Below are 16825 nucleotides of genomic sequence, written 5' to 3' on the forward strand. Positions count from 1 at the left end.
GCCGGCCGAGCGGGTCCGGGGTGTAGTCGGCGGGGATCTCGTGCACAGAGGTGACGTCGGCGGGTAGACGCATGAGAACGACGTCCCAGCTCATAGTGACCTTCCGGGTAGGACGGGTGCGGGTCGGGGTGGGTCAGATCAGGCTGAGCTGTTCTCCCGATGGCTGTGGCAGGAGCACGTTCTGCAGGCGGCGGATGTTCGCGCGCCAGGGCCCGCCATCCGACTCGGCCCATAGGTCCATCAGTTCGGACGGTTCGGTCATGATGCGGTCGAGGGCCTGAAGGGCGAGATCGCGCAGGCCAGTGAGATCCGGGAGGGGCTCTTCCGGCCCATAAATTCGATCGGCCGGCTCACCCCCGGGGCACTGCGCCGCGACGAGCGCGGTCGCGGCTACGGCTACCTCGGATTCGGTTGCTTCGAGGTAAGCCGCGGTGTCGATCACACGTGTGAGAGCACTGCGGACGATGCCCTCACGTTCGCCTGCAGTTACCTCATCAAGGTCACCGCCGAAGTCCGCTGCGGTGTCGTTGTCGAAGGGGCCGACGTCCCAAGTGCCCATGGTCTCTCCTGATCACGATGTTGACCGGGGCATCCTGGCAGAGGCCACTGACAGAAGCCGTGCAGTCCAGAGCGGGGTTTCAGCCGCATGTGACTGGTCGAGACAGATGTCACCTGGCCTCGATATCCGTCACCCGCGTCAGCTCGGCGGGCTGCCATCATGAGCCGGGACACGATAGGTGGAACCTGGCCAGGCATGTTGGAACTACTAGAGACGTGTCGCAGTCCGGACAAGGTCGGCGACTGCTCTGGACCGGCTGTGCGGGGGCCAGGCAATGACGGTGGTAACTGCTGGCGCGTCCAGCACGGGCACGGCGGCGAGGTCATCGTGCAGCTGGGCTCGGCACGACTCCGGTGCGACCGCGCACGCGCGGCCGAGCGCGACGAGCTGCAGCAACTGTGCTTGGTCGCGGACTTGTGGGCCGGGGCCGGGCGGGTAGGTGCCGTCGGAGTCGGGCCAGAGTGGCAGGGGCAGGCCAGGCAGGGCGGTGATGTCGGCCATGTGCACATGGGCGCGGACGGTGAGCGGGTGCCCGGCCGGCAGGACCACAACCTGGCCCTCCGTGCTGAGTTCTTCGGTGTGGAACCCGGCTGTCGAGTCGAACGGCCGGTGCAGCAGCGCCACGTCGGCCCGGCCCTCGCGCAGGAGTCGTTGCTGCTCGGCAGGGCCGCACAGGATTACGTCGACGGGGACCGCGCCGGGTTCGGCGGCGTACGCGTCGAGCAGTTTGGCCAGCAGTTCTCTGGACGCGCTGGCCTTCGTGACCAGTGCCAGGCCGGGACGGCCGGTCGCGGAAAGGCCTGCGCGGCGGGTCCGGCGCTCGGCGGCCTCGACCGCGTCGAGGGCCGCCCGGCCCTCGGCCAACAGCACCGAGCCGGCCGCGGTCAGCGTGACGGCGCGGCTGGTCCGATCCAGCAGTGCTGCCCCGAGCCGGCGTTCGAGCTGCTGGATCGCCCGTGACAGAGGCGGCTGCGCGATCCCGAGCCGCTGCGCGGCCCGCCCGAAGTGCAGCTCCTCAGCGACAGCGACGAAATATCGCAGTTCCCGGGTCTCCATGCCGCCACGGTACTCCGGATCAATACCCTGACGGTATCGCTGCCTACCCGATCGGTCTTGGACCCCCGCCGGGATCCGAGAGCAGCATGGTCCCCATGAGCGAACGAACGATTGCGCTGGTCACCGGCGCGAACAAGGGAATCGGCTACGAGATCGCCATGGGCCTGGGCGCCCTCGGCTGGAGCGTCGGCGTCGGCGCCCGAGACGATCAGCGCCGTGAGGCAGCGGTGGAGCAACTGCGCGCGGCCGGCGTCGACGCGTTCGGCGTACCGCTGGACGTGACCGACGACGCGAGCGCCACCGCCGCCGCACAGCTGATCGAGGAACAGGCGGGGCGCCTCGACGTGCTCGTCAACAACGCCGCCATCACCGGCGGCATGCCACAGGAGCCCACCCGGGTCGATCCCGCCACCATCCGGACGGTCGTGGAGACCAACGTGATCGGCGTCATCCGCGTCACCAACGCGATGATGCCGCTGCTGCGCCGCTCTGCCTCACCGCGGATCGTGAACATGTCCAGCAGTGTCGGCTCCCTCACCCGGCAGTCAGGAACCGCTGCTGAGCAGATGACGGGTCCGGTGGCCGTGGCGTACGCGCCGTCGAAGACGTTCCTGAACGCCGTCACCCTCCAGTACGCCCGGGAGCTGAGCGGCACGAACATCCTGATCAATGCCGGCTGCCCCGGCTATGTCGCGACCGACCTCAACGGCTTCCGCGGCGTGCGTACCCCCGAACAGGGCGCAGCGATCGCCATCAAACTGGCGACCCTGCCGGACGACGGCCCGACCGGCAGGTTCTTCCAAGACGCTGGCGTAGTCCCCTGGTGATGTACACGGCGGTCATCGGCCGCCGGGTGAGGCGGCTTCGCCCGCGCGTCTCGAACCGGTATATCGACGCGGGTTCCAACATGAATGGCAATTCACCGCAGGTTGCAAGCAGTGTGACTATGTGGTTCCAACAAGCGTGACCTGCGGGGTCCGAATCGCAAGGTCACCACACCCTCATGGTTCCAACTACCGCGTCCCGTCACACATCATGCTCAGATGGCCCACGACATAGTGTTCTTCCTCGCCGCCGACGACGAGACCGCTGCTGCGACGCGCCTGCGGGGACCTGGTGAGGCCTTTGAGTCAGTGACCTGCCGTTTCATTGAGCCGGACAGTGCCATCGCCGAATGGGACATGTACTTCGAGGAGCCTTCGGCCGAGGCCCCGCCGGTTGAGCAGCTCCTTGGGTGGGCGTGGCCGGAGTGGGTCACTGCCCCCTTGAACGACGGCGTTGAGGTGTTCGCTCTGCCGCAGCGGTTGACCGGGGCGCTGGCCAACGCGAGCTCCGCCGAGCTGGAAGAGCTTGCAGGCCGCTGGACCACGCGGGTCCGGTCTGAGGACGGGGACGACATGACCGACGATGATCTACTGGCGGTCCTGCAGGGAGTTGTCCGGCTTGCGGCGTCTGCGGTGGACACGGGTGGCGGCCTCTACAGCTGGAGCTCCTGACCATTCTCCTGCGAGGGACGCTCGTTTTTGAGGCCGCTGCATGCCAAGAGCTCGGTCCCGGTGGAGTCGAAGTACAGGGTGAAGAACCAAGATCGGTCTGCTGCGACGATGTTGCCGGTACGCAATTGCTCGTCGCGGTGCCGAGCGCGGAGGATCTCAACGGTCTCGTCGAGGCCGAGGGTCGTCAGGCCAATCTTCAACGACCGCTTCAGCCTTGTCGCAGCGATGCCGACGACCATCCACTGTGGCGGCTGTCCGTCGTAGAGCACTACCTCGCCGCCGGCGGCGATGGCGTCGCGTGCTGCCTTGCAGGCACTGGTTTGCTCTTTGAGCATCACGGTGATGTCGGGCGGACTTGGGCTCTCGTCCTCGGTGGCCATGTGGCGACTGTAGAGACCGAATGCAGGCGTTGCTACAGGATTCGGCGTGACCTGCGCAGGGCTCAGGGACAGAGGCGGTCGTGACAGGTAGAACTGCGGACCGGCAACATGGTGGTCAATCGGTCAACACCAAACCCTGGCTGCAAGATGCCCTCGATGCCCGTGTCGTTCGCGCGGTGGGTGTGTCCCGCGCTGGTCGCGTCTCTTTGAGTTGGATCAGCGCGGGATCCGATGTCCCGTTGAGGAGGGCGTTCGTGTCGCTCTTAGGGGCTGCGGGAGGCCACCCTGAGGTGAGGTGTCGAACCGGCGTGCTGTCAGCCGCAGTTGCAGCCGGATGCGCTCTTGGCCTCGGCGACCGTGCTGTTCGGGTCGTCGGCCTGTTCAGCGGGAGTGCAGCAGGCGGTGACGCCGCAGCAGGAGTCGCTGCCCGTGCTCGCCTCAGCCTTGTTGCTGGTGGTGGGCTTCGTGGCGCGGACGATGGCGGAGTGCATGCCGTCGGCGACCGCGTGGGTGGGGCTGAGTTCGATGTTGGTGAACCCGGCGGCTTCGAGGCCCTGGCGGTACTCGGCGAAGGAGAGGGCTCCGGCGATACAGCCGACGTAGTCGCCGCGCTCGGCACGCTGATCGGGGGTGAGGGTGTCGTCGGCGACGACGTCGGAGATTCCGATCCGGCCGCCGGGCTTGAGGACCCGGATCATCTCGGCGAAGACGGCGGGCTTGTCGGTGGACAGGTTGATGACGCAGTTGGAGATGACGACGTCGATGGTGTTCACGGGCAGCGGGATGGCCTCGATGGTGCCCTTGAGGAACTCGACGTTGGTAGCGCCGGCCTTCTGCTGATTCTCGAGCGCGAGGGCGAGCATCTCCTCGGTCATGTCGAGCCCGTACGCCTTGCCGGTGGGGCCGACGCGGCGAGCGGAAAGCAGTACGTCGATGCCGCCGCCGGAGCCGAGGTCCAGGACGCGTTCGCCTTCGTGGAGGTCGGCCACCGCGGTCGGGTTGCCGCAGCCGAGGGAGGCGGCGAGGGCCTCAGCGGGCAGGGTGTCGCGCTCGTCTTCGGCGTACAGGGTGGAGCCGAAGTTGTCGTCGATCTCGATGGCCTCGGGTCCGCAACAGGCGGTGCCGCCCGCGCCAGTCGACCATTTCCATAAACTATGAATATAAAAATGCTATGCTTCGAGCATGAGTCGTCAAGACACCGCTCCTGGCGCGTCCGCCGCCATCGGGTCAGCCCTCTACGGCCTGGCCACGAGAGCCGCGAGACGCCTGCCCCGGGACATGAGCCTGACGTCCGCCGCCACCCTGGCCACCCTGGACCGGACCGGCCCGCGGCGCATCACCGATCTGGCCGCGGTCGAGGGCGTCACCCAGCCCGCGATGACCGCCCTGGTCCGGGTGATGGAGGAGTCCGGCCTGGTCGAGCGGCGGGGCGACGCGTCCGACAAGCGGGTCACGCTGGTGTGCCTGACCGAGGCCGGCGCCTCCTATGTCCGGACGCGGCGCCAGGCGGGCGTCCACGCGTTCGAGCGGTTGATCGGCGAGCTCACCGGCGACGAGGTCGAGGCGCTGGTGGCGGCCCTTCCGGCGCTGAAGCATCTGACAGAGCTCGAAAGCCAGGACCGCGAAGGGCCGAAGCAGTGACCGGGCAGCCGGTCGGCGGGGTCGCGGTGAAGGCGTTCCCGGCGGCGCGTTCCGAGGCGCGGCTGCTGGTCCCCGCCCTGATGTTCATCGCTCTGGTCGTGGCGGCGGTCGCCAGCCTCGGGACGCCGCTCATCACCAGCGTGGCGACCTCGTTCCACGTCTCGCTCGGCAGCGCGCAGTGGACGCTGACCGTCGCGCTGCTCAGCGGCGCCGTCGCCACGCCGGTCCTGGGCCGGCTCGGAGCCGGCCCGCACCGGCGGCCCACGATCCTCGCCACGCTGGCGGTCGTCGTCGCCGGCAGCGCGCTCACCGTGCTGCCGCTGCCGTTCGCGTGGCTGCTGGCCGGCAGGGCGGCCCAGGGCGTCGGGCTCGGGCTGACGGCGCTGATGATGGGCGTGGCCCGGGACCACCTCCCAGAGGAGCGCAGCGCGGCCGTGATCGCCCTGATCTCGGTGGTCTCGATCATCGGGGCCGGCGTCGGCTACCCGCTGGCCGCACTGCTCGCCGAGCTCGGCGGGGTACGGGCCGCCTACGGCCTCGGCCTGGTCGTCACCGCCGCCGCCCTCCTGACCGCGTGGCGCTCCATGCCCGAAGCCCCCGAAGGCCGCTCCGCCCACGTGGACGTGGCAGGCGCGGTCGTCCTGGCCGCTGCGCTGCTCCTGGTGCTGTTCCTCGCCGGCGAACGGAATCTGTGGAGCCGGCACCTCGCCGTGGCGGCGGGCCTCGCCGTCGTCGCGGTGGTGCTGCTCTGCGTCTGGGCCGTCATCGAGCTGCGCAGCACGACGCCCCTGGTCGATGTGCGGGCGGTGCGGCACCCGGCGGTCGCCGGGGCGAACCTCGCCATGTTCGTCGGCGGGATCGGCATGTACCTCCTGCTCACGCTCATCACCCGGTACGCGCAGACGCCGCACGGCGCCGGCTACGGCTTCGGGCTGACGACCTTCCTCGCCGGGCTGGTCCTCATCCCGTTCTCGGTGCTGGGGTTCGTCGCCGGCAAGCTCACGCCGCGGGTCCGGACGCGGATCGCCGACCCCCTGCTCCTGGCCGGCAGCGCCGTCGTGGTCGGCGGCGGGTTCGCCCTGTTCGCGGCGGCCCGGTCGGACCTGGCCGAAGTGTTCGCGGCGATGGGCGTGCTCGGCTTCGGCGTCGGCGGCTTCTCGGCCGCGATGCCCGGCGTCATCCTGGCCGTCACCCCCAAGAGCGAGACGTCGAGCGCCATGAGCTTCAACTACGTCGTCCGCAGCGTCGGGTACTCCCTGGGCAGCGCCATCGGCGGCCTGATCCTCGCCGTGGGCACCGGCCCCGGCCACCTCTTCCCCGACGACAGCGCCTACACCACCGCGGCGCTGGTCGGCATCGGCGCCATGGCGATCACGACGCTGACAAGCCTCGCTCTCGCCCGCCGACGCTCGTCCGAGACCAACCCGTAAGTCAGATGCACTCATCCCAACACTGGAGGTTCCATGCCCAAGGGCTACTGGGTCAGCGTCTACCGCACCATTTCAGACCCTGAGAAGCTGGCTGCCTACAACAAGCTGGCCGCTCCGGCCGTCAAGGCCGGGGGCGGTCGAACCTTCGCCCGTGGCGGTCGGGTCGTGGCGCATGACGCCGGAATCGCCGAGCGCACCGTCCTGATCGAGTTCGACAGCTTCGAACAGGCCGTCGCGGCGCACGAGAGTGCGGCCTACCAGGAGGCGCTGGTCGCCCTCTCCGACGGCGTCGAGCGCGACTTCCGCATCGTCGAAGGCATCGACTGACCGAGGTCCAGTCGGATCTTCACTGATGTCGGCGTACTAGTGTCCTGCGCCAGTAGTTGATCGTTAGTTGGTGTGTGACTTCTACTGCTGGTGCGTCAGTTCCTCGTCGGGGCCCGAAACTGGAGCCGTTGCTGCTGTCTGATGACGAGCGGGCGGAGTTGGAGCGGTGGACGCGTCGGGCGACATCGGCCCAGGCCCTGGCTTTACGGGCGCGGATCGTGCTGGCGTGTGCGGGGCCGGACGTACCGCCGATTGTCGCGGTCGCCCGAGAGTTGCGGGTGACCGCGGACACCGTCCGCAAGTGGCGGCGGCGCTTCCTCACCGAACGGCTGGACGGACTGGTCGACGAGCCGAGGCCGGGCCGGCCGCCCACCATCAGCGTCGATCAGGTGGAAGCGGTCGTGGTCACGACGTTGGAACAGCTCCCGAAGAACGCCACCCACTGGTCGCGCACGTCGATGGCGCAGCACAGTGGTCTGTCGAAGTCCACGGTCGGCCGGATCTGGCGGCAGTTCCAGCTCAAGCCGCATCTGGCGGACACCTTCAAGCTGTCGACGGACCCGTTGTTCGTGGAGAAGGTCTACGACGTCGTGGGGCTGTACTTCAACCCGCCCGAGGGTGCGGTGGTGCTTTCGGTGGACGAGAAGTCGCAGATCCAGGCCCTGGACCGGTCGCAGCCGGTGCTGCCGATAATGCCGGGCATGCCCGAGCGGCGCACCCACGACTACGTGCGTAACGGCCTGACCACCTTGTTTGCCGCGTTCGATGTCGCCACGGGTGAAGTCATCAGTGCCCTGCACCGCCGGCACCGGGCCGTGGAGTTCAAGAAGTTCCTGATCCGGATCGACAAGGAGGTGCCCGCGCACCTGCAGATCCACCTGATCGTCGACAACTACGGCACCCACAAAACCCCTGCGATCAAGGCCTGGCTGGTCAAACACCCGCGGTTCGAGCTGCACTTCACCCCGACCGGCTCCTCCTGGATCAACCAGGTCGAGCGGTGGTTCGGCTACCTCGCCCACCAGATGATCCGCCGCGGCGCACACAAGAACATCCAGGCCCTCGAAGCCGACATCCGCGCCTGGGTCAAGGACTGGAACGAAGACCCCAAGCCATTCATCTGGACCAAGACCGCCGAAGAGATCCTCGACTCCCTCGCCCGCCTCTGCCGACGGATCTCTGGCGCAGGACACTAGTTCGAGGAGGGGTTGCATGTCGGCGGTGCTCATACCGCTGATCTCGGCGGTGCGGTCGCCGACCTCGACCCGGATGCGGGCATTTTTGTGCCTGTTGACGATGGCGTTGATGCCGGTGCGGAGAGTCAACCAGACGCCGGCGCCGCTGCTGCTGCCGAGCACCACGATGAAGAGCTGGTTGAGGTCAAGGCCGAATTCTGCGCCGTAGGTGGCTTCGGCTCCCTGCCCTTCGAACTGTTCGAGGAGGGCGCGGGCGAGACCGGGCGTGGCGCGTACAGCGACTTGCCCGGTGGACGCCCAGTTGGGGTCGATGCGGAGGCGTAAGACGCCGGGTTCGGCGGGTGGTGGTTCGGGCATTGAGTCGTGGCCACGAGTCATGGGCGGAGAATAGTGCTGGGTTCGCTCGGCGTCTCTACGCCGCCGTAAGGGTTTGGCGCACGATCTGAACCCCGGGCGACGGAACATGGCAGGTCCGCGAGGGTGGCCCGGTGAAGCTGTGGGAGCGGCCGGTTTCCTCGGAACCGGACAGAGCTGCCCGGTGAGGCCGTGGAGTTCGTCGCCCGGCAGGTACCGGCGCGACGAGCAGGAGATGTCGTTCTGTGCCTGCGCATCCTGCAATCGGCCCTTGTCTACGTGAACACCCTCATCCTCCAGGACATCCTCGGCGAACCCGAGTGGGCCGACCTCCTCACGCCCGCCGACCGGCGCGGCCTGACCCCGCTGTTCTGGTCTCACGTGCGCCCGTACGGAACTTTCCGTCTGGACATGAACAAACGCCTGGACTTGGGGCCGTCCGCCGCCGTGCCCCAGCCCCGCACGCCGGCGGACAGCGCCGACCGATGGACGACGCAGACACGATGAAGGAATTTCCGGATCGGCTGTGCGGCTGGCGTGCCCGGCGGACCAGGCCGCAGTAGAGGACTGCAACGTGCCCGGCGCGGCCGGCTGAGGCGGATCATCGCGCGGTACAGGGCAGTACCCCGGGGGCACGTCGGGCGCGGCACCGTCGGCCCACCGGCCGGTCACTAAGCGCCGCTTGTCGGCCTCGGGGAGCTGACGCCATGGCTGGCGCGGCGCATGGCCTCGTACAGTGCGGCGTCCTCCGGCGGGTCCGGTAGCGGGCCGCGGGCAGGGGTGTCCACCATCGCCATCGTCGGCGCCGGCCCCCAGCTCGGTCTCGCCATTGCGCGCACGTTCGGCACCCACGGCTACGGCGTCGCGCTGATCGCCCGTAACCGCGCCAAGCTCGAAAACCTGGCCGGTGAACTGACCGCCGAAGGCACCACCGCCGCCGCGTTCCCCGCCGACGTCCTCGACCGCGACGCGCTCACCCAGGCCCTCAAGGACGCCGCCGCGCACTTCGGCGGCATCGACGTCCTGGAGTACTCCCCGGTCGGCGGCTTCGACTCGACCGTCCTGACCACCCCGAGCGCGACCGAACCCTCGCATGTGCAGCACGAGATGGAGTTTCAGCTCTACGGCGCGATCGCCGCCAGCCAGGCGGTACTGCCCGCCATGCGCGAGGCCGGCGCGGGCACCCTGTTGTTCACCACCGGCGCAGGCTCCATCGACCCCGTGCCGCAGGTCGACAACGTCAACGCTGCTGCCGCGGCCCTGCGCAACTGGGCGATCAACCTGCACAAGGAACTGGACGGCACCGGCGTCCAGGCCGCCCACGTCGGCATCGACGTGTCGATCGGCATGTCGGTCGTCCCCGGGTTCCCCACGGCCAAGCCCGAGGAGATCTCGCCCGTCTACTGGGAGCTGCACACCACCCGCCGCGACCAGGCCGAGCTCGTCTTCAGCGGCTGACACCCCACCGGCCACCCGGCCGCGTGCCTCTCGAACCCTGATCGTGCCGCGGCGTGCTCCGTCGCGGCACGATCGCAGGCTGCCGGCGCAGCAGCAGGTTGGCACCCGCCCATCCGGCCCCGTCGTTTCATAGGCGGTCGCTCGTGAAACACCCGCCCGCCCGGCGGTCCACCTGCGGCGATCATGTTTCATGGGTTGTTGCAAACGACTAGACGTCTGAAACACCCTCATGAAACAGCCCGGGGTCGTGAGCGACGACTTCAAGGGCGCAGAATCGAACAACCGTCCGATGTCCACCTGCGCCGCCCCGGCGGGCTCCCCGTGCCGGACCGAACGCACCGCCAACCTGATACGGCTGGGGCGGACTCAATGTCTGACCAGCCACAAGACCCGGTCCCACGACAGAAAGTGGTACACGACCAGCACACCGGCGAGCATCACGGCGAGAGTGCGGGATCCCGCCGCGTACAACGCCGCCGCACCGCCGAAGAACACAGCCAGCTCCAGCAGGAACCGCAGCGGACCAGGTGTCGCAATCACCGTCCCCCCGGACCGGGATGCATCGTCTGGGGTGGCGAAGACTCCCCACAGCACAGCCACGATCAGTGGAACGGCAACCACGCAGACATACCGTAGGGAACCAGGCACGACAGCCCATGCCCAGAGCCCGAAGCACACCAGAGCCACCAGCTCCAACACGAACCTCACACCGAGAGACAACGGGTGAAAGCCATACCCGGACGACATACGCGCAGTTCCCTCCGTAGCAGTCCCTCCAGGATCACAGACCGCCGCGCGGGACGTTCAAGAACCACCAGATCAGACATCGGACTTCTTCGTCTAGGTGGTGCCTGCGGTCATGCGGCGTACGTGCTGCGCAGTCTCGTGTGCCGCCCGCTCGGCCTGGGCGAGGGCGTTGGCGGCGGACCGGCTGTGCTCCTCGGCTTCCTGCTGTTCGTTCTCGGCTTGCTGGAACTCCTCGCGTGTCTGCCGCAGTTGCTCCTCGATGGCGGACATCCGCTGGCGGGCCTGCTCGGTGCGTTCGCGCGCCCGTTTCAGGTCGGCGTCGACGTCCGCTTGCCGTGCGCGTTCTTCGCGCAGGCGCTGCTCGGCCGCCTCGGCTGCCTCCTTGGCCCGGGCCAGCTGTTCCTGGCGGGCGCGGCGCCGCTCGGCGAGTTCGTCCGTGGAGGCCCGTGCCGGTGGCGGGGGCGCCGGGCGGCTGCGGGTGTCCGGCCTCTCGGCCGCTGGTGCGGTGCCGGGGCGGATTTCCGATGGCGGTGTGAGGGCGTTGACCAGGCGGCCGCCCGCCCACTGGTCGGCTGCGTCCGGATCGGCGAGCACGGCGCGCAGGGTCGCTTCGAGTTCCTGCTGGACCGGCTCCGAGAGCCGGTGCCCGGCGTCGCGGGCGAGCTGGGCGGCCTGCCGGGAGAGGGCGGTGACGACACGGCGGCGCTGCGCGGAAAGATCTTTGAGTCCGCCGGCGTCCAGGGCGTGGTAGGCCTCGCGCAGCGCCTGTCCCAGTTCCAGGAACTGGCGGCTCTCTTTCGGCTGGGAGCGCAGCAGGAGGTTCGCCGCCCAGGCCGCGAGGGTGGGGCGGCGGGCGGCATGGATCCGGCGGGCATCGTCCACCTGGCCGGCTGTTTTCGTGGCGGCGGCCAGCGTCTCCCGTCGGGCGACGAAGTCGGACGGCGGCGTGGTGTAGAGCTCGTCGAGGACGGCTTCCACGTCGTGCCCTCTGCCGTCCCTGCGGCCTTGGCGCGCGTTCAGCGTTTCCACACCTCCGGCCCGCCCTCATGCCACTCGATCCATTCCGACTCGGCGGCATCCAGCTCGTCCCAGCCGGTCAGGCCCGCGTTCTGCAGGAACACGGTGAGGTCATGGAGGCTGTAGGCCGTGCCGAGCATCTGATCGTCGATGCACACCCTGCGGCCGCCCGTCCCTGATGGCGGGTAGACGATCACGCGGCGCTCCGACATGGCACCAGCCTCACGCGCGCCTCACCGCCCCGCATCCCGGCCGGGCACGGTTTCTGATCTCGCCTCGCCTGCCCAGGCACGAGAACGGATCTGGCGCCCTGTGACAGAGCACGGTTGTTTGCGAGAGATGGCAAGGAGCGTGCTGGTCACGAGCTTCGGGGAGCGCGATGGTTCGCGAGGGCGGAGCACGACAGGTTGCGAGTTCAGCGCAAGGAACGTCACTGAAGGTGATCGGCCTGTCCCGGCGACCCGGATTCAGGAGTCATGGGCGCAGAGCCTGACGCGGTGTCGCTGAAGGTCGACTTCCGCAACCCGCACCGTGATCTGGTTGCCCTCGCTCACGAGCTGGTCTGGGCTTTCGACTGGCGAGTCGGTCATCTCGGAGACGTGCAGAAGCCCCTCGATGCCGGGGGCGAGTCGCACGAACACACCGAACGGGACGATCTTCGTGACAGTCCCGTTGAGGACATGACCTGTTCGATCAGCGAACCGCACGAGGGGGTTTTCCAGGAGAGCCTTCAAGGAGATCGTGACCTGGCCATTACGCGTCTCAGACATGATCACCTCACCGGTGATCCGCTGGCCTGCCTCGACTGCATCTGAGGGGTGATTGATCCAGGACCACGTCAGGTCGGGCACGCGAATGAACCCAGTGCAGAGCCCTTGGGGCTCGCCGTCAAGATGAACGAAGACCCCGAAGTTGTGAACCCCTGACACGGTCCCGGAGACGATCTGCCCAGGCTGAATGGCCACCAGGAAGGCGCGTAGCTCAGGATTCTCGCAGGCACGGGCCGAGAGGTTCAGCTGCCCTCGCCAGCGTCCGATCTCCTCGGCTTCGATCTGCTGGCCCACCTTGAAGACCTCAGACGGGTGGTCGGCGCCATGGATCGACACCTCATGGTGGGGAATGCGGCCGACTTCGCTGTCCTCCTCGCCCGACTCCCCGAGGAGAACAAGGACGTCTGCTCCGTCGAACCCTGCGACCGTCACGCTCCTCACGGGACCCGGCCGGAGCCTATTGATCAGAGACTGCAGACGAGGATCGGGGACGGACTCGGACATGGGCGGAGCCTAACTTCCGCACGGACCTTCCAAGGCGGGTTTCCAGCGGCCATCCCGTGACCCGGTATTACGGAGTGCGATGGCCGTACGACTCGCAGGTTGGCGTGCTCCACTCGCAATCTGTCGTGCTCCGTCACAGCCGTGAACCGGCTGGTCTTGACACGCCCAGGCGCCCCATTCGAACATCTACTCGAATTCCGGGTTATGGTGGATACCTAAAGAGACACAGGTCAGGTAGGGGGTACGGGAGGTGCGGGCGGTGGATTTACTCATCTGCACACCGCGTCCGGCTACTCGGCCCGGTTCGGCGCATCCCTGCCCGATGCCCTCGTACGACGAGCTGCCGAACGCGGCATGACGACGCTCGCGCTGACCGACCGGGACACCGTCGCCGGAACAGTCCGCTTCGCCAAAGCAGCCGCGGCCGCCGGGATACGGCCCCTCTTCGGGGTGGACGCCGCGGTCGCCCCGCTCCAGCCCCCGGCACCGCGGCGCGCACGGGGCCGTACACCGGTCCGCGGCGGCGCGCACGTGGCGGAGGCGCCACTGCGCGTCACGCTGCTGGCGCAGAGCGCGGCCGGGTGGGCGCGGCTGTGCCGTCTGGTGTCCGCCGCGCACGCCCAGGCCGACGGCTGGGTGCCGGTCGTGTCCTGGCCGGTGCTGCGCGAGTATGCGGACCAGGACCTGGTGGTGCTGCTCGGATCCTCTTCCGAGCCGGTGCGGGCGCTGTCGTCCGGGCGTCCGGACCTCGCCGAAGGGCTGCTTCGGCCGTGGCAGGAGCTGGCCGGGCCGCGCCTGCGGCTGGAGGCGGTGTGGCTTGGACGCACGGGCACCGGAGCGGGGTCGCTGCGGCTGGCCGCGCGGACCGTGGGCCTGGCCGACCAGCTCGGAGTGCGGACGGTGCTGACCAACGCCGTCCGCTATGCGGATGCGGACCAGCACCGGCTGGCCGATGTGCTGGATGCCGCGCGGCTGCTGCGGCCGATCGACCGACGGCACCTGGACGGGGGCGAGCGCTGGCTGAAGGACCCGGCTGCCATGGCTGCGGCCGCCGAACGGATCGCGGAAGCGGCCGGCGGCGATCGCGGGCGGGCCGTCGGGCTGCTGGAGGAGACCGAGGCGACGGCGCAGTCCTGCGTCCTCACCCCGGCCGATCTGGGGCTGGGGCGGCCGCACTTTCCCGAGCCGTCCGTCGTGGGAGCCGGAGACGAGCCCGGTTCGGCGATGCGGCTGCTGCGCCGGCGCTGCGAGGCGGGGATGGTCGCGCGCGGCCTGGATACGGACGAGCAGGCCGTGCGGCAGCTGGACTACGAGCTGGAGGTGATCGGCCGCCTGAGGTTCGAGGCGTACTTCCTGGCGGTCGCGCAGGTTGTGGCGGACGTGCGGGCGATGGGGATCCGGGTTGCCGCGCGCGGTTCGGGTGCCGGGAGCATGGTCAACCACAGCCTCTTCGTGGCCACGGCCAACCCTCTCGAACATCATTTGTTGTTCGAACGGTTCCTGAGCGAGCGGCGTACGTCGTTGCCGGACATCGACCTGGACGTGGAGTCCGCCCGGCGTCTGGAGGTCTACGACAAGATCATCGAAAGGTTCGGGCGGGAGCGGGTCGCGGTCACCGGCATGCCCGAGACCTACCGGGCCCGGCACGCCCTGCGCGATACCGGCCTGGCCCTGGGGCTGGCGCCCCAGGTCGTGGACGAGATCGCCAAGTCGTTCCCGCACATCCGCGCGCGTGACATCCGCGGCGCTCTTGCCGAACTGCCGGAACTGCGCGGACTTGCCGCCCGGGCTGGGGAGTTCGGGCCGTTGTGGGAGCTGGCGGAGGGCCTGGACGCGCTGCCGCGCGGCTACGCCATGCACCCGTGCGGCGTGATCCTTTCGGATGTGAGCCTGCTGGACCGGCTGCCGGTGCAGCCGACCCCCGGCGGCTACCCGATGGTGCAGGCCGACAAGGAGGACGTCGATTCTCTGGGGGTCGAGGCTGTTGCCGTGGGGTCTGTCTCACGTTGATGCAGCTCAGCGACCTGGTAGGTGAGTCTATGCATCACGACACCTGTGGTGCTAGGGCCAATGCCGTGACTCTGTTGGTGATCTTGGCGGGGTGGTGACGGCGGTCGCTGGTGGTGGTTGGCTGGTCGGTAGCGGGGCGGCCTCGGTTTAGGGGCGGTGGACGGTGTCGATGCGTCCGGCAAGTTTCCAGCGGATTCCCCCGGTGACGGTCCGGACGGCGTGGGCGGCGTGTCCGAGGGGGACGCCGGTGATGCTGATGCGGGACCGGCTGGATGTGGTGTTCGCCGACGAGGACTTCGCTCATCTGTATCCGGCCGATGGCCGACCGGGTTTCTCGCCAGGGCAGTTGGCGCTGGTGTCGGTGCTGCAGTTCGCGGAGAACCTTTCGGACCGGGCGGCGGCGGATGCGGTGCGCACGAGGATCGACTGGAAGTACGGGCTCGGCCTCGAACTGGACGATCCGGGGTTCGACTATTCGATGCTCAGCGAGTTCCGGGCCCGGTTGGCCGAGGGCGACCGGGCCGATCAACTGCTGCAGTTGATGCTGGACCGCTTGGTGGCGGCCGGGCTGCTCAAGGGGCGGGGCCGACAGCGTACCGACGCCACCCATGTCCTGGCGGCGGTGCGGCGTTTGAGTCGGCTGGAGTTGGCGGGCGAGAGCGTTCGGGCTGCTCTGGAGGAGATCGCCGAGGCCGATCCGGACTGGCTGGTGCCGCTGATCGAGCCCGAGTGGGCCAAGCGGTACGGCCGGAAAGTCGAGATCGGGAAAGTCCCGGGCGGCAAGGTGGCGGTGCGCGAACGCGCCGAGGAGTTCGGCCGGGACGGGCAGAGACTTCTCACCGCGGCCTGGGCGGCCGACGCCCCACCCCGTCTGCAGATGCTGCGGCAGGTGGAGATCCTGCGGCAGGTCTGGATCCACCAGTACTACTGGGATCGCGAGGGGCAGCTGCGCTGGCGGGAGGGCACTGCCCTGCCGCCGGCCTCCCTGCGGTTCGACTCCCCGTATGACACGGACGCGCACTACTGCGTCAAACGTGATGTCGAGTGGAGCGGATACCGGGTTCATTTCACCGAGTCGTGTGATCAGGACCTGCCGCACCTGGTGGTGCACGTGGCCACCACCATTGCTCCCGTCCAGGATGGGCAGTTGACCGAGAAGATCCACGACGACCTCGCGACCCGTCGCCTGGCTCCTGCCGAGCACATCGTGGACACCGCCTACCTCACTCCCGCCCACGTCGAGCGGGCCCAGCGCGTCCACGGCATCACGCTGCTCGGCCCGATCCTCGCCGACAACAGCCGCCAGGCCAAAGCCGGCTCGGGCTTCGACAAGGCGGCCTTCACCATCGACTGGGTCAACGAGCAGGCCATCTGCCCGCGCGGTGCGACCAGTGCGTCCTGGACCAAGCTGAATATCTCCGGCCACACCTATCTTCAGGCCCGCTTCGCCGAGACCGACTGCCGGCCCTGCCCAGACCGTGCCCGGTGCACCTCCTCCGCCACTCGAGCCCGCTCCGTCGCGGTGCTGCCGCGGGCACTGCACGAGATCCAGATGCGCAATCGGCTCGACCAGCAGACCGAGCAGTGGCAACGTCGGTACGCGATCCGCGCCGGCATCGAGGCCACCCTCTCGCAAAACGTCCGAACTCACGGCCTGCGCAGAGCCCGCTATCGAGGCCTGGCCCGCACCCACGTGCAGCACGTCCTGACGGCCATGGCCTGCAACCTCAGCCGCCTCGCAGACTGGAACGACACCGCCCCGTCGGCCCGCCGGGCACCCCGCTTCCGAACTCTCTGCAACACAGCCGGATTCGCGATCACCTGACGCCCGAGATCACCAACAGAGTCATGCCGTTGCGTTAGCTTGCGGGCGTACGCTG

At 68.7% G+C, this 16825-nt stretch carries 17 protein-coding genes and 2 pseudogenes; 11 read left to right on the plus strand and 8 right to left on the minus strand.

The window, feature by feature from the left end:
• Nucleotides 1-133 precede the first annotated feature (133 nt).
• Complete coding sequence (locus OG975_RS00330; RefSeq protein ID WP_406326564.1) at nucleotides 134-559, minus strand: DUF4259 domain-containing protein; 426 nt, start codon at nucleotides 557-559, stop codon at nucleotides 134-136.
• 207 nt (nucleotides 560-766) lie between these two features.
• Nucleotides 767-1615 (minus strand): LysR family transcriptional regulator, encoded by an 849-nt coding sequence (locus OG975_RS00335; RefSeq protein WP_406326565.1) that lies wholly within the window; start codon nucleotides 1613-1615, stop codon nucleotides 767-769.
• Between the two features lie 95 nt (nucleotides 1616-1710).
• Here OG975_RS00335 and OG975_RS00340 point away from each other — a divergent pair, with 95 nt between their 5' ends.
• A complete protein-coding gene (locus OG975_RS00340; RefSeq protein ID WP_327321354.1) occupies nucleotides 1711-2442 on the plus strand; it encodes an SDR family NAD(P)-dependent oxidoreductase in 732 nt (243 codons plus the stop codon).
• Between the two features lie 216 nt (nucleotides 2443-2658).
• A complete protein-coding gene (locus OG975_RS00345; RefSeq protein ID WP_406326566.1) occupies nucleotides 2659-3111 on the plus strand; it encodes a hypothetical protein in 453 nt (150 codons plus the stop codon).
• Here OG975_RS00345 and OG975_RS00350 read toward each other — a convergent pair.
• Together OG975_RS00350 and arsM are read right to left on the minus strand one after the other, a co-directional pair.
• Entirely contained in the window at nucleotides 3093-3491 is a 399-nt protein-coding gene (locus tag OG975_RS00350; protein ID WP_406326568.1) for a hypothetical protein, read from the minus strand. The genes OG975_RS00345 and OG975_RS00350 overlap by 19 nt on opposite strands.
• A 314-nt stretch (nucleotides 3492-3805) precedes the next feature.
• Nucleotides 3806-4618, minus strand: a pseudogene (gene arsM / locus OG975_RS00355) (arsenite methyltransferase); the annotation flags it as partial.
• 151 nt (nucleotides 4619-4769) lie between these two features.
• Between arsM and OG975_RS00360 the strand changes: the two are divergent.
• The 7 genes from OG975_RS00360 to OG975_RS00390 all read left to right on the plus strand — a co-directional run bounded on the left by OG975_RS00360 (nucleotide 4770) and on the right by OG975_RS00390 (nucleotide 9897).
• Nucleotides 4770-5132, plus strand: coding sequence for a MarR family winged helix-turn-helix transcriptional regulator (locus OG975_RS00360; protein WP_384561328.1), 363 nt, complete (start codon nucleotides 4770-4772; stop codon nucleotides 5130-5132).
• Entirely contained in the window at nucleotides 5129-6562 is a 1434-nt protein-coding gene (locus OG975_RS00365; RefSeq protein WP_406326570.1) for an MFS transporter, read from the plus strand. The genes OG975_RS00360 and OG975_RS00365 overlap by 4 nt, the downstream gene beginning before the upstream one ends.
• 33 nt (nucleotides 6563-6595) lie before the next feature.
• Entirely contained in the window at nucleotides 6596-6889 is a 294-nt protein-coding gene (locus tag OG975_RS00370; protein ID WP_307179727.1) for a DUF1330 domain-containing protein, read from the plus strand.
• Between the two features lie 74 nt (nucleotides 6890-6963).
• Nucleotides 6964-8085: an IS630 family transposase gene (locus OG975_RS00375; RefSeq protein WP_406326571.1), complete on the plus strand. Its 1122-nt coding sequence runs from the start codon at nucleotides 6964-6966 to the stop codon at nucleotides 8083-8085.
• A 12-nt stretch (nucleotides 8086-8097) separates the two neighbouring features.
• Nucleotides 8098-8409, plus strand: coding sequence for a hypothetical protein (locus OG975_RS00380; protein ID WP_406326573.1), 312 nt, complete (start codon nucleotides 8098-8100; stop codon nucleotides 8407-8409).
• 309 nt (nucleotides 8410-8718) lie between these two features.
• On the plus strand, nucleotides 8719-8946 hold the full coding sequence (locus OG975_RS00385) for a hypothetical protein (RefSeq protein ID WP_406326575.1): 228 nt from the start codon (nucleotides 8719-8721) through the stop codon (nucleotides 8944-8946).
• 216 nt (nucleotides 8947-9162) lie between these two features.
• The gene (locus OG975_RS00390; RefSeq protein WP_406326576.1) at nucleotides 9163-9897 is read left to right on the plus strand and encodes an SDR family NAD(P)-dependent oxidoreductase; all 735 of its coding nucleotides are present in this window, start codon (nucleotides 9163-9165) and stop codon (nucleotides 9895-9897) included.
• Between the two features lie 366 nt (nucleotides 9898-10263).
• Here the strand turns inward: OG975_RS00390 and OG975_RS00395 are convergent, their stop codons facing one another.
• The 4 genes from OG975_RS00395 to OG975_RS00410 all read right to left on the minus strand — a co-directional run bounded on the left by OG975_RS00395 (nucleotide 10264) and on the right by OG975_RS00410 (nucleotide 12935).
• Nucleotides 10264-10644, minus strand: a complete 381-nt coding sequence (locus tag OG975_RS00395) for a YrdB family protein (RefSeq protein ID WP_369263707.1) — start codon at nucleotides 10642-10644, stop codon at nucleotides 10264-10266.
• A 93-nt stretch (nucleotides 10645-10737) separates the two neighbouring features.
• Entirely contained in the window at nucleotides 10738-11622 is an 885-nt protein-coding gene (locus OG975_RS00400) for a hypothetical protein (protein ID WP_406326578.1), read from the minus strand.
• A 38-nt stretch (nucleotides 11623-11660) separates the two neighbouring features.
• Nucleotides 11661-11873, minus strand: a complete 213-nt coding sequence (locus OG975_RS00405; RefSeq protein WP_327434814.1) for a hypothetical protein — start codon at nucleotides 11871-11873, stop codon at nucleotides 11661-11663.
• Between the two features lie 255 nt (nucleotides 11874-12128).
• Entirely contained in the window at nucleotides 12129-12935 is an 807-nt protein-coding gene (locus OG975_RS00410) for a S1 RNA-binding domain-containing protein (RefSeq protein WP_406326580.1), read from the minus strand.
• Between the two features lie 273 nt (nucleotides 12936-13208).
• On the opposite strand from OG975_RS00410, the pseudogene OG975_RS00415 reads away from it, so the two are divergent.
• Together OG975_RS00415 and OG975_RS00420 are read left to right on the plus strand one after the other, a co-directional pair.
• A pseudogene (locus tag OG975_RS00415) lies at nucleotides 13209-14912 on the plus strand (PHP domain-containing protein); the annotation flags it as partial.
• Between the two features lie 202 nt (nucleotides 14913-15114).
• Nucleotides 15115-16770 (plus strand): IS1182 family transposase, encoded by a 1656-nt coding sequence (locus tag OG975_RS00420; RefSeq protein ID WP_406326582.1) that lies wholly within the window; start codon nucleotides 15115-15117, stop codon nucleotides 16768-16770.
• The last annotated feature ends 55 nt before the right edge of the window (nucleotides 16771-16825 follow it).

Origin of the sequence: Streptomyces sp. NBC_00203 (assembly GCF_045206325.1) — a bacterium.
In the GTDB taxonomy this organism is placed as follows: domain Bacteria; phylum Actinomycetota; class Actinomycetes; order Streptomycetales; family Streptomycetaceae; genus Streptomyces; species Streptomyces lutosisoli.

Excerpts from the sequence above, each read along its gene's own strand:
- OG975_RS00350 (WP_406326568.1), bottom strand. The coding sequence starts at position 3,491 with ATGGCCACCGAGGACGAGAGCCCAAGTCCGCCCGACATCACCGTGATG.
- OG975_RS00395 (WP_369263707.1), bottom strand. The coding sequence starts at position 10,644 with ATGTCGTCCGGGTATGGCTTTCACCCGTTGTCTCTCGGTGTGAGGTTC.
- OG975_RS00335 (WP_406326565.1), bottom strand. The coding sequence starts at position 1,615 with ATGGAGACCCGGGAACTGCGATATTTCGTCGCTGTCGCTGAGGAGCTG.
- OG975_RS00420 (WP_406326582.1), top strand. The coding sequence starts at position 15,115 with ATGCGTCCGGCAAGTTTCCAGCGGATTCCCCCGGTGACGGTCCGGACG.
- OG975_RS00390 (WP_406326576.1), top strand. The coding sequence starts at position 9,163 with ATGGCCTCGTACAGTGCGGCGTCCTCCGGCGGGTCCGGTAGCGGGCCG.
- OG975_RS00340 (WP_327321354.1), top strand. The coding sequence starts at position 1,711 with ATGAGCGAACGAACGATTGCGCTGGTCACCGGCGCGAACAAGGGAATC.
- OG975_RS00405 (WP_327434814.1), bottom strand. The coding sequence starts at position 11,873 with ATGTCGGAGCGCCGCGTGATCGTCTACCCGCCATCAGGGACGGGCGGC.
- OG975_RS00330 (WP_406326564.1), bottom strand. The coding sequence starts at position 559 with ATGGGCACTTGGGACGTCGGCCCCTTCGACAACGACACCGCAGCGGAC.
- OG975_RS00345 (WP_406326566.1), top strand. The coding sequence starts at position 2,659 with ATGGCCCACGACATAGTGTTCTTCCTCGCCGCCGACGACGAGACCGCT.
- OG975_RS00360 (WP_384561328.1), top strand. The coding sequence starts at position 4,770 with ATGAGCCTGACGTCCGCCGCCACCCTGGCCACCCTGGACCGGACCGGC.
- OG975_RS00410 (WP_406326580.1), bottom strand. The coding sequence starts at position 12,935 with ATGTCCGAGTCCGTCCCCGATCCTCGTCTGCAGTCTCTGATCAATAGG.
- OG975_RS00370 (WP_307179727.1), top strand. The coding sequence starts at position 6,596 with ATGCCCAAGGGCTACTGGGTCAGCGTCTACCGCACCATTTCAGACCCT.